The sequence below is a fragment of the Pseudomonas sp. Q2-TVG4-2 genome (assembly GCF_013620795.1).
In the GTDB taxonomy this organism is placed as follows: Bacteria; Pseudomonadota; Gammaproteobacteria; order Pseudomonadales; family Pseudomonadaceae; genus Stutzerimonas.
On record NZ_LGLW01000005.1, the window covers coordinates 291,866 to 303,001 of the forward strand.

Annotated in this window: 11 protein-coding genes, 3 tRNA genes and 1 pseudogene; 7 read left to right on the plus strand and 8 right to left on the minus strand. The window is 60.3% G+C overall.

Going from position 1 to position 11,136, the window contains the following annotated elements; translation table 11 throughout:
- Positions 1 to 92: 92 nt before the first annotated feature.
- A pseudogene (locus tag H3028_RS12480) lies at positions 93 to 639 on the minus strand (PaaI family thioesterase).
- 121 nt (positions 640 to 760) lie between these two features.
- On the opposite strand from H3028_RS12480, the gene H3028_RS12485 reads away from it, so the two are divergent.
- Positions 761 to 1,048 carry an SDR family NAD(P)-dependent oxidoreductase gene (locus H3028_RS12485; RefSeq protein WP_219920132.1) on the plus strand — a complete coding sequence of 96 codons (288 nt, stop codon included), beginning with the start codon at positions 761 to 763 and terminating at the stop codon, positions 1,046 to 1,048.
- Positions 1,049 to 1,225: 177 nt separating this feature from the next.
- On the opposite strand, the gene H3028_RS12490 is transcribed toward H3028_RS12485, so the two are convergent.
- Entirely contained in the window at positions 1,226 to 1,792 is a 567-nt protein-coding gene (locus H3028_RS12490) for a TetR/AcrR family transcriptional regulator (RefSeq protein ID WP_181297326.1), read from the minus strand.
- A gap of 708 nt (positions 1,793 to 2,500) precedes the next feature.
- Here H3028_RS12490 and H3028_RS12495 point away from each other — a divergent pair.
- The 5 genes from H3028_RS12495 to H3028_RS21285 all read left to right on the plus strand — a co-directional run bounded on the left by H3028_RS12495 (position 2,501) and on the right by H3028_RS21285 (position 6,508).
- Complete coding sequence (locus tag H3028_RS12495; protein WP_181297327.1) at positions 2,501 to 3,499, plus strand: D-cysteine desulfhydrase; 999 nt, start codon at positions 2,501 to 2,503, stop codon at positions 3,497 to 3,499.
- A gap of 113 nt (positions 3,500 to 3,612) precedes the next feature.
- A complete protein-coding gene (gene tcyJ, locus H3028_RS12500) occupies positions 3,613 to 4,410 on the plus strand; it encodes a cystine ABC transporter substrate-binding protein (protein ID WP_181297328.1) in 798 nt (265 codons plus the stop codon).
- On the plus strand, positions 4,407 to 5,072 hold the full coding sequence (tcyL, locus tag H3028_RS12505; protein WP_181297329.1) for a cystine ABC transporter permease: 666 nt from the start codon (positions 4,407 to 4,409) through the stop codon (positions 5,070 to 5,072). Before tcyJ ends, tcyL begins: the two co-directional genes overlap by 4 nt.
- On the plus strand, positions 5,072 to 5,830 hold the full coding sequence (gene tcyN, locus H3028_RS12510; RefSeq protein WP_181297330.1) for an L-cystine ABC transporter ATP-binding protein TcyN: 759 nt from the start codon (positions 5,072 to 5,074) through the stop codon (positions 5,828 to 5,830). The genes tcyL and tcyN overlap by 1 nt, the downstream gene beginning before the upstream one ends.
- A gap of 333 nt (positions 5,831 to 6,163) precedes the next feature.
- A complete protein-coding gene (locus H3028_RS21285) occupies positions 6,164 to 6,508 on the plus strand; it encodes an aldehyde dehydrogenase family protein (RefSeq protein ID WP_309109543.1) in 345 nt (114 codons plus the stop codon).
- A gap of 214 nt (positions 6,509 to 6,722) precedes the next feature.
- On the opposite strand, the gene H3028_RS12520 is transcribed toward H3028_RS21285, so the two are convergent.
- From H3028_RS12520 to H3028_RS12530, 3 genes are all read right to left on the minus strand, one after another.
- Positions 6,723 to 6,807: transfer RNA gene (locus tag H3028_RS12520), tRNA-Leu, on the minus strand.
- Between the two features lie 46 nt (positions 6,808 to 6,853).
- Positions 6,854 to 6,929: transfer RNA gene (locus H3028_RS12525), tRNA-His, on the minus strand.
- 31 nt (positions 6,930 to 6,960) lie between these two features.
- A tRNA-Arg gene (locus H3028_RS12530) sits at positions 6,961 to 7,037 on the minus strand.
- Between the two features lie 272 nt (positions 7,038 to 7,309).
- Between H3028_RS12530 and folD the strand changes: the two genes are divergently transcribed.
- Complete coding sequence (gene folD / locus H3028_RS12535) at positions 7,310 to 8,164, plus strand: bifunctional methylenetetrahydrofolate dehydrogenase/methenyltetrahydrofolate cyclohydrolase FolD (protein ID WP_181297331.1); 855 nt, start codon at positions 7,310 to 7,312, stop codon at positions 8,162 to 8,164.
- 99 nt (positions 8,165 to 8,263) lie between these two features.
- Here the strand turns inward: folD and H3028_RS12540 are convergent, their stop codons facing one another.
- From H3028_RS12540 to H3028_RS12550, 3 genes are read right to left on the minus strand one after another with little or no spacing between them, the layout of a single operon-like run.
- The gene (locus H3028_RS12540) at positions 8,264 to 10,003 is read right to left on the minus strand and encodes an ABC transporter substrate-binding protein (protein WP_181297332.1); all 1,740 of its coding nucleotides are present in this window, start codon (positions 10,001 to 10,003) and stop codon (positions 8,264 to 8,266) included.
- A gap of 41 nt (positions 10,004 to 10,044) precedes the next feature.
- A complete protein-coding gene (locus tag H3028_RS12545) occupies positions 10,045 to 10,317 on the minus strand; it encodes a DUF2160 domain-containing protein (protein WP_168423838.1) in 273 nt (90 codons plus the stop codon).
- 10 nt (positions 10,318 to 10,327) lie between these two features.
- Positions 10,328 to 11,128, minus strand: coding sequence for a carbohydrate ABC transporter permease (locus H3028_RS12550; RefSeq protein WP_181297333.1), 801 nt, complete (start codon positions 11,126 to 11,128; stop codon positions 10,328 to 10,330).
- Between the last annotated feature and the right edge of the window lie 8 nt (positions 11,129 to 11,136).

Genomic DNA, 11,136 nt, shown 5'->3' on the forward strand with positions numbered 1-11,136 from the left:
AGTCCGCACCCGGTCAGGCAATGCCCGTCTCGCAGCCTCCTGGTACCTGCGTGTTCGTGAGCACGTGAACGCTCAGTCTCAACCTCGCACGTTTAAGCTAAGACGTTCGTCCCGAGAATCAAACAGCTGGTCGAGCCGATGGCATAGAGGCGATCATCCACGTCGTAAAGCCGTCCCTCGGCCACCGCGGTCGAGCGACCGACATGCACCACCCTGCCCTCTGCACGCACCGGTCCGACGCCAGCACGAAGCGCACGAATGTAGGTGATGCGCAGATCGGTCGTCGTGTAGCCCTGCCCCGGCTCCAACCGGGTGTGCACTGCACAACCCATGCAGGAGTCGAGCAACATCGCCGCGTATCCGCCGTGAACGCTTCCCAGCGGGTTGTAGTGGCATTCGCCTGGCGTGCCCTGGAAGACGAAATAACCTGTCGCCCATTCCACCGGTACGAAATCCATCAGGTCTTCCATGGGCGGGCGCGGCAGCTCGCCCCCGCCGATCGCATCGAAGAAAAACCAGCGGGGACATGGCCAGCGCCTCTCCGGGTGGCACGGTGCCGACCGGTCCCATCTGGCCACGCATGGCCTCTTCGGCGCCCAGCCAGGCGGCTAACCGTGCTTCACGATCTGCGTATCTCATAGCGAGTCCTCGGCTATCAGCGGTTGCAAGCCATTGGATTATGGTCGACATATAAAACATATGTCGACCATCATGTAAAGCACTCATAAACAGGCACCACGGCGCTGTTAAACATGTTGCGCTGAACGTCACCGCACCAACCCGGCCCGTTCAGGCAGCAGCCATAAATTTCCCCACGTCCGGGCGAGGCGTCGTCATCAACCTCGGATCGGCGGTGGCGCTCGCCCCGGGCCGTTTCAACGTTCCCTACATGGCAACGAAGGGTTATATGCTCAGCCTGTCCGAGGCGTTGCAGGAAGAACTGGCACCAGCCGGCGTGCGGGTGCAAGCCGTGCAGCCTGGAATCACGCGCACAGATATCTGGAAACGCAGCGGGACCGGCATCGAGCAACTGCCGGCGCATATGTGATGGAACTCGAAGCAATAGAGGACGCAGCCTTGCGCGGCTTCGATCTGGGCGAGACCGTCACGCTGCCCTATTGTTTATTGCCAAATTCCGAGGAACTGTAGTCGCTTGCAGCAGCAGGCGCAGCGCTCGGACCGAACCTGTCGAGTGACAAGTGCCCCCTCGCTACCGAAGCGACGACTAGGTTTCGGGCAGCTCGGCGTTAATGAGCCTAAGCAGGCTGGCGCGGGTTTCATCGAGCAGGCGATCAGACACCTGCGGATCAACTACGCTGCGCGACAGCAACAACGCGCCAACCATGGCACTGAGTACCAGCGCCGCATCCTGGCTGCTATCAATGTGAGCGCTGATTTGAGCGAGCCGTTGATTCACCGCCTCGTCGGTTACTGGACTGGCCTGCCCCCGCTGGCCCAACTCAGCCGAGATGGTCGGAAACACGCACCCCTTCGCCGGCTCGGCTCTATGGGTCTTGGACAGATAACGGCGAATGAGGCTCTCCAACGGCTGATCTCCAGCCAGGCTGACTGGAGTGACAGCATCGAGCTCGATTGCGCAATGACGCAAAGCCTCCTCGACCAGCTCGTCCTTGGACTTGAAATGGGCGTAGAACCCACCGTGCGTGAGGTCCAGCGCTTTCATCAGCGTCTGCACGCTGGTCGCGCTCACACCATCACGACGAAAGCGGCGCGCGGCTTCTTCAACGATGCGCTGGCGAGTCTGAGCCTTGTGATCTTCGGAATACCGCATGGACGCCTCAGGAATTCATATGTTGCCCGTCATGCTACGCCTCTGAACCGATTCGGCAAGCTGCGGCGCAGGCGCTCATAAGGGCCAGAACTCGTGGAAAGAGTGAGCAGGAAGGGTTATCAACGACCCACGCAGTGAACCGTAAGCAAGCGAATCGCTTCGCTAAGGATCCGTAGCCGATATCTGATCGGTGGCTGGGCGCTGGCCAATTGTCCGTGTGTCTGGGCTTGGCTAGGCCAGGGCCGGTTCTCGTCTCGATCATCAACGCATCGAGCCAGGCGTCGAAAGGACGATCGAGGGTCGGTGGTGACCAGGATTAGGGTGCGCGTTCTTTTCCTGAGGACATTGATGGTTCTTCGCTCGGTCTCGGCGTCCAGCGCGGACGTGGGTTCGTTGAGCAGGATGTGGGCGTGCCACGGGCGAGCGCCTGGGCAATGGCGATGCGTTGTTTTCGCCGCCGGAGACGGCAGTGGCATCAAAGCCTACGTGCTTGCCAGCCATGTCCTTGCCTGTGGCGTAGTCATCCAGTCCGAGGTCGCTACGAAGTGATTGCTCTGTGCTGCTGTGATAACAGAAGATCAATATTTAGTTGTCATATTCCTTCAAGGGATATGAATCGCAGCGCGATACTCCGCTGGATATCAGCTTGCCGCAGCTCTCGATCGTCTTCTACAGTGATCACATAGCTCTGCGCAGAAGCCTGCTCCCATGCTCACCGACGCCCTCGCCCGTTTCCCTCGCCTTGAACTGATTGCCGCCGCAACGCCGCTGGAACATCTGCCGCGTCTGTCACGTCACGTGGGTCGGGATATCTGGATCAAGCGCGACGACCTCACCCCGCTAGCCCTCGGTGGCAACAAGGCCCGCAAGCTCGAATACCTCGGCGCCGACGCCCTGACCCAGGGCGCCGAGGTGCTGGTCACCGCCGGCGCCATCCAGTCCAACCATGTACGCCAAACCGCGGCGCTGGCGGCCAGGCTCGGCCTGGGCTGCCTGGCGCTGCTGGAGAATCCGCTGGGTACTGCCGAAAGCAACTACCTGAGCAATGGTAACCGCCTGCTGCTCGACCTGTTCGGCTCCGAGATCGAAGCTGTCGCCAACCTGGATAGCGCCGACGAGCTGCTACAGACGACCGCCGAGCGCCTGCGCAGCGCCGGGCGTAAACCCTACGTGGTGCCCATCGGCGGCTCCAATGCGCTCGGCGCCCTGGGTTATGTGCGCGCCGGCCTAGAGCTGGTGGAGCAGATGCACAGCAACGGCGAGGAGTTCGCCGCCGTGCTGCTCGCCTCCGGAAGCGCCGGAACCCACAGTGGCCTGGCCCTGGCGCTGGAATATGCACGGCCAGGCAGCCGGGTGGTCGGAGTCACCGTATCGCGCCCGGATGCGACCCAGCGGCCCAAGGTCGAAGGCCTGCTGCAACGCACCGGCGAGCTGCTCGGTGTCGATGTGCCGACGGGGCTGCAGATCGAACTGTGGGACCAGTATTTCGCCCCGCGCTATGGCGAGCCGAATGCCGGCACCCTGGCCGCAATCCGCCTGCTTGCCGAGCAGGAAGGCCTGCTGCTCGACCCGGTGTACACCGGCAAGGCCTTCGCCGGCCTGCTCGACGGTATTGTCCGCGGCGCCTTCCCCGGCCGGGGTCCGCTGCTGTTCCTGCATACCGGCGGTGCCCCGGCGCTATTCGCCTATCATCCATGGGCACTGTGAGCGCGCACCAGTTATTCCGCACAGTAAGAGGATGATAATTTCTAATTGTTATATGGAATAAATCTCCGCCTTTAGAGTTGTATGACTTCCCCCCGCCCATATAGAGGCCTGCCATGAAATTCACCACTCTGCGTCGCCGTTTCCTGCTCGGCAGCCTAAGCCTGCTGCTCGGTTCCAGCCTTTTCATTCCGGTGTTCGCCGCCGATCTGCTGGATGAGATCAAGGCCAACGGCACCCTCAAGGTCGGCATCGAAGGCACCTACCCGCCCTTCAACTATCAGGACGAAAGCGGGCAGTTGACCGGTTTCGAGGTCGACTTCGCCAACGCCCTGGCCAAGCAGCTGGGGGTCAAGGCCGAGTTCCAGCCGACCAAGTGGGACGGCATCCTCGCCGCCTTGGAATCCAAGCGCCTGGACGTGGTGATCAACCAGGTGACCATCTCCGAGGAACGCAAACAGAAGTACGACTTCTCCACGCCCTACACCGTCTCCGGGATCCAGGCACTCACCCGCAAGGCCGATGCCGACAGCATCAAGAGTCCGGCTGACATGGCCGGCAAGAAGGTCGGCGTCGGCCTCGGCACCAACTACGAGCAGTGGCTGAAAGAGAACGTGCCACAAGCCGATATCCGCACCTACGACGATGATCCGACCAAGTTCCAGGACCTCAACGTCGGCCGCACCGACGTGATCCTGGTCGACCGTCTGGCCGCCTTCGAGATGGTAGAGAAAACCGGTGATCGCCTGGCCGTGGCCGGCGACGCCTTCTCCCGCCAGGAGTCTGGCATTGCCCTGCGCAAGGGCAACCCGCGACTGCTCGCCGCCATCGACGCGGCCATCGCCAAGCTGCGCGCCGACGGCACCCTGAAACAGCTTTCCGAAAAGTGGTTCAAGACTGACGTCACGCAATGATCAGCAGCCTACAGCTGGCGCTGGACTCGCTGCCCTTCCTGCTCAAGGGCGCGTGGTGGACGGTGGTGCTGAGCCTGGGCGGAATGTTCTTCGGCCTGCTGCTGGGCTTCGGTCTGGCCCTGCTGCGGCTGTACGGCTACCGGCCGCTGCAGTGGCTGGCGCGGATCTACGTGTCGTTCTTCCGCGGTACGCCGCTGCTGGTGCAGCTGTTCATGATCTATTACGGCCTGCCGCAACTGGGCATCCAGCTCGATCCGCTGCCAGCCGCGCTGATCGGTTTCTCGCTGAACATGGCGGCCTACACCGCCGAGATCCTGCGCGCCGCCATCGCCTCCATCGACCGCGGCCAATGGGAAGCGGCCGCCAGTATCGGCATGAGCCACGCGCAGACCCTGTACCGGGCCATCCTGCCGCAGGCCGCACGTACCGCCCTACCGCCACTGGGTAATAGCTTCATCTCACTGGTCAAGGACACCGCCCTGGCCGCCACCATCCAAGTGCCAGAGCTGTTCCGCCAGGCTCAGCTGATCACCGCACGCACCTTCGAGATATTCACCATGTACCTGGCCGCCGCGCTGATCTACTGGTTGCTCGCTAGCGTGCTGGCGTATTTCCAGGGTCGCCTGGAAGACCGAGTCAACCGCCACGAGCAGGACGCCTGATGATTTCCGTGCGCAACCTGAAAAAATCCTTCAACGGCCAGGAGGTGCTCAAGGGCATCGACCTCGACATAGCCCCCGGCGAAGTGCTGGCGATCATCGGCCCCAGCGGTTCGGGCAAGACCACCCTGCTGCGCTGCCTCAATCTGCTGGAGCAACCCAGCGCCGGGCAGATCAGCGTCGGTCCGATCCACATCGACGCCGATAAACCGCTCAAGGCGCAGCAAGGGCTGATCCGCCAGCTGCGCCAGCACGTCGGTTTCGTGTTTCAAAACTTCAACCTGTTCCCCCACCGCACCGCCCTTGAGAATGTCATCGAAGGCCCGGTGCAGGTGAAGAAGGAGCCACGCCCCCAGGCCCTCGAACGCGGCCGCGCATTGCTGGCCAAGGTCGGCCTGGGCGGCAAGGAAGGCGCCTATCCCGGACGCCTCTCCGGCGGCCAGCAGCAGCGCGTGGCGATTGCCCGCGCGCTGGCCATGCAGCCGGACGTGATCCTGTTCGACGAACCGACCTCGGCGCTCGATCCGGAACTGGTCGGCGAAGTGCTCGCCACCATCCGCGGCCTGGCCGAGGAAAAGCGCACCATGGTCATCGTCACCCACGAGATGAGCTTCGCCCGAGACGTGGCCGACAGGGCGATCTTCATCGATGACGGGGTGATCGTCGAACAGGGCGACGCCAGGCAGTTGTTCAGTGCGCCGCAGCACGAACGCACACGGCAGTTCCTCAGCAAGTTTATCGGCGACTACCAGGCGCACTAAACCGCCCAGCCGGCGTCCGCCTCCATCCGTTCAAGAGCATGAGCACTACATGTCCCGAGTTTCTGTCGACGCGACCTACCGCTCATCACCGCCAAGCAGGAAGTGCTCGCACGGATTGCCCAGCGCTAGCAGGCCCTCGCCCTGATCCCCAGGACCTGCGGCTGAAGATAACGCTGTATGCCGCCGAGGCGCTGCTCGACGAGATGGTCGTGCTGTATCGGCGAGGATTGTCCGGCGCAGCGCCAGGATGAGCTGCTGGGGACGGGCCCTCCTGCATGGGCGGCTCGCATCCTTTGCTCTAGCGAGAACGTATTGTTCGCTGGATCGACCTGAGTGGCTCTCCGCCGAAAGCATGAAGAAGTTGTCGATGGAGTCGGGCGGCAATGCACCGACTTTATTTTCGACGACGCCGATCTCGACCTGACCGTCGAGAACGCCATCGCCGGCAAGTTTCGCAATGACGGCCAGACCTGCGTCTGCACTAACCGTTTCTACGTTCAGGACGGCAGCTACGACGAGTTCGCCCAGCGCCCCATCGCTCGGGTCCGCCATCTGTCGGCAACGGCTTCGATGAAGGCGCCGAGCAGAGGCCCACTGATCAACCAGGCTGCGGTTCAGCAGAGTCGAAGCCCATGGCCGCTCGCGCTCATCATGAATGCAGATCACCAGGACGGATGATACGTCTAACTCATTGATAATCAATGACTTTCAGGCTCATCCGGAATGACCTTACCCGTTTTTTATGGGTCAGACTAAATCGCGGCAACAGCTAGAAAGGCGGGGTTTTGACCTGCCGCACACATCCATGGAATGCGCAGGGAACACATACGCGCACTTTCGCACTACCCCAGACACACGAAAGCCCCGAGTTACGGGGCTTCAGCGTTTTACATGGTGCGGACGGAGAGACTCGAACTCTCACACCTTGCGGCGCCAGAACCTAAATCTGGTGTGTCTACCAATTCCACCACGTCCGCAAACTTTTAAACGAAAACGCCAGGCACTGCCTGGCGTTTCGGAATATGGGGTGGACGATGGGGTTCGAACCCACGACCGCAGGAGCCACAATCCTGTGCTCTACCAACTGAGCTACGCCCACCATATTGCCTTGCTTATGCCAGAGCCCTTAATGGCGCACCCGGCAGGACTCGAACCTGCGACCATCCGCTTAGAAGGCGGATGCTCTATCCAGCTGAGCTACGGGCGCTTTTATCTGCATCCTATCTGAGCGCAGACTTCAAGCTCCAGCCATTGAAGGCCTTGGGCCTTCAAAAGCCGTCTTACCCAGCAGCAAGCTGTGCTCGACAAGCGGGGCGAATCTTAATGGGCCGCCCGCAAGTCGTCAACACCAAAACCGAAAAAAATTCAGTCAGGTAAAGGAGTTACGGGAATCTACCGTCGCATCGCCTTTGCCGGACGTTGTCACCGTGCGAGAATGCCCGTCCTTTTTCAATCCTTCTCCATGGTTAATCACGCGTCATGACCGCAAAACTGATCGACGGTAAAAAGATTGCTGCCAATATCCGCCAGCAGATAGCCGGCCGGGTTGCCGAGCGATCTCGGCAAGGTCTTCGGGTCCCGGGGCTGGCAGTGATCCTCGTGGGCACGGACCCGGCCTCTCAAGTCTATGTGGCACACAAGCGCAAGGACTGCGAGGAAGTCGGGTTCAAGTCCACTGCCCATGATCTGCCGGCGGCGACCAGCCAGACGGAGCTGTTGGCACTTATCGATCAGCTCAATGATGATCCGCTTATCGATGGCATTCTCGTGCAGCTTCCCTTACCCAAGCATCTGGACGCTTCGCAGCTGCTGGAGCGCATCCGTCCGGACAAGGACGTCGATGGCTTCCATCCCTACAATATTGGCCGTCTTGCACAGCGTATGCCTCTGCTCCGCCCTTGCACGCCGAAAGGCATCATGACGCTGCTGGAAAGCACTGGCGTCGGTCTGCATGGGCTCAACGCAGTGGTTGTCGGCGCGTCCAATATCGTCGGGCGGCCCATGGCGCTGGAGCTGCTGCTAGCAGGCTGCACGACGACCGTCACCCACCGGTTCACTAATGACCTGGCCGACCACGTCAAGCGTGCCGACCTAATCGTGGTCGCGACGGGGATCACCGGCCTGGTAAAAGGCGATTGGATCAAGGAAGGCGCTATCGTCATTGATGTTGGAATCAACAGACAGGCCGATGGCAAGCTGGTTGGCGATGTTGAATTCGACGTAGCGGCAAAGCGCGCCAGCTGGATTACACCGGTGCCCGGCGGTGTTGGCCCAATGACCCGAGCCTGTCTGTTGGAAAACACGCTGCACGCGGCGGAGCATTTGCACACATGACCTGAGCGGAGGGTGGATATCACCACGCTCTCGATCCAATGCTAATAAAAACGGCACCCTCAGGTGCCGTTTTTATTAGCGCTTACAAAAGCATCGGGCTTAGCGGTCCTGCTCCCAAGACTTGATCAGCTCGTCATAGCTGACGGTCTGGCCCTGGGGCTTTTCGTTGTCCAGCTTGGGTTTCGGCGAGCCGGGCTGGCTAAGCCAGTACTCAGGATCGCGTGGCTCATTTAGTTTGGGTCCGCATTTCGGCTGTACGTTGGCCCGTTCCAGTCGCGCCATCATGGTGTCCTGCGCTTCGGCTAGACCGTCCAGCGCTTCCTGAGGCGTCTTGTCGCCGCTGGCCGCTTCGGCGATGTATTGCCACCACAACTGCGCCAGGCGCGGATAATCTGGAACGTTAGTTCCGGTCGGCGTCCACTGGACCCGCGCCGGGCTGCGGTAGAACTCGACCAGCCCACCGAGTTTCGGCGCAGCTTCCGTCATCGCATCGGAGTTGATGTCAGATTCGCGAATTGGCGTCAGCCCAACCAGCGTTTTCTTCAACGACACGGTTTTCGCGACGGTGAACTGCGCATAGAGCCACGCAGCAAGGCGACGCTTCTCGGGTGTGGAGTTCAGGAAGGTCCAGGAACCAGCATCCTGATAGCCGAGCTTCATGCCCTCCTCCCAGTACGGCCCTTTGGGTGACGGCGCCATCCGCCACTTCGGCGTGCCATCCTCGTTGACCACCGGCAGACCCGGCTTGGTCATATCGGCGGTAAAGGCGGTGTACCAAAAGATCTGCTGGGCGATGTTGCCCTGCGCTGGAACCGGACCGGACTCGGAGAATGTCATGCCCTGAGCCTCACGCGGCGCGTACTCACGCATCCAGTCGACATATTTCTGCGTCGCATAGACCGCCGCCGGCCCATTGGTTGCACCGCCGCGGGCAACGCTCGATCCGACCGGATGGCAATCCTCGACGCGAATGCCCCACTCGTCTACCGGTAAGCCGTTTGGCAGGCCCTTGTCGCCGGCGCCCGCCATGGAGAACCAAGCATCGGTGAAGCGCCAGCCTAGCGATGGATCTTTCTTGCCATAGTCCATATGGCCATAGACGCGCTCGCCGTCGATTTCCTTGACGTGCTTGCTGAAGAACTCGGCGATGTCTTCATAAGCGGACCAGTTCACAGGCACGCCGAGCTCGTAGCCATAGCGTTCCTTGAACTGCTGCTTCAGCTCGGGTCGTTCGAACCAGTCGGCACGAAACCAATACAAGTTGGCGAACTGCTGTACCGGCAGCTGATAAATTTTGCCGTCAGGCCCGGTGGTGAACGAGATCCCGATGAAGTCATCCAGGTCGAGCGTTGGCAGCGTGTAATCCTTGGCTTCGCCCTCAATCATGTCGCTGATGGCAACTGCCTTGCCGTAGCGGAAATGCGTGCCGATCAGATCGGAATCGTTGATATAGCCGTCATAAATGTTCTTGCCGGACTGCATTTGCGTCTGCAGTTTTTCGACAACATCGCCCTCCTGCATCAGGTCATGCCGCAGGCGAATGCCAGTGATTTCGCTGAACGCCCGGGCCAGGGTTTTGGACTCATATTCATGCGTGGTGATGGTTTCCGACGCGACATTAATCTCCATTCCGCGGAAGGGCTCGGCGGCCTTGATGAACCAGCGCAGCTCCTCCATCTGTTGTTCCGGCGATAGGGTCGATGGGTTGAATTCCGACTCGATCCATTTCTTCGCCGCATCCTCATAGGCATCGGCCCACGCCGTACCTGCCAAGCCGGACAACGTCAGCAGGGCCGTGAGCGCCATGCCATGTCGGGTGTTGTTTTTATTCTCGAACATAAACACCTCCTTTGAGTTTTTCGGAGGGATGAGCTGCGAGCTCAACCCCAGCGCATCACTGCAAACAACCAGACGAGAGACAGCGCGGACGCTATCCAGATGCTCCAGTCGGTCAGCCCTATCAGCAGAAGATGCCAATAGGCGCTGCCCAGAAGTCCAATGAACAACCGATCGCCGCGCGTGGTGACGATGGGCAGAAAGCCTTTGCGTGGCACACAGGGCCGCCTCAGCTCCCATGCGCTCATCAGTGTCAGCATCAGACCGATGACCGCGAAAAACACTGCGGTCGGAGTGGTCCAGGCCATCCAGTTCATGTGCTATCTCCTATACCCGACCCAGGGCGAAGCCCTTGGCCACGTGATTGCGGACGAACCAGATCACCAGCATGCCGGGAAGAATAGTCAGCACACCGGCGGCCGCCAGCACGCCCCAGTCGATCCCAGAAGCCGAAACGGTACGAGTCATCACCGAGACAATGGGTTTGGCGTCCACCGAGGTCAGCGTGCGAGCCAGCAACAGCTCAACCCAGGAAAACATGAAGCAGAAGAACGCCGTCACACCAATGCCCGAGCCAATCAGAGGGATGAAAATCTTTACGAAGAACTTGGGAAAGCTGTAACCGTCGATGTACGCGGTTTCATCGATTTCCTTCGGCACGCCAGACATGAAGCCTTCGAGAATCCATACCGCCAGGGGAACGTTGAAAAGGCAATGGGCCAAGGCCACCGCGATATGCGTATCGAACAACCCGATTGACGAGTAAAGCTGAAAGAAGGGCAGCAAAAAGACCGCCGGCGGCGCCATGCGATTGGTCAGCAACCAGAAGAACAAATGCTTGTCGCCGAGAAAGCGAAAGCGGGAAAAGGCATAGGCGGCGGGCAACGCCACGGTCAACGAAATGATTGTGTTCAAACATACGTAATACAGCGAATTGATGTAGCCGCTGTACCAGCTACGGTCGGTAAAGATTACCTTGTAGTTATCCAGTGTCAGGTCTTGTGGCCAAAGCGTAAGCCCACCGAGAATTTCAGTGTTGCTCTTGAACGACATATTGATCAGCCAGTAGATCGGCACCATTAAAAAGGCGATGTAGAGGATCAGTACCACTCGCTTGCGCAGGTTCATGGGCGGGG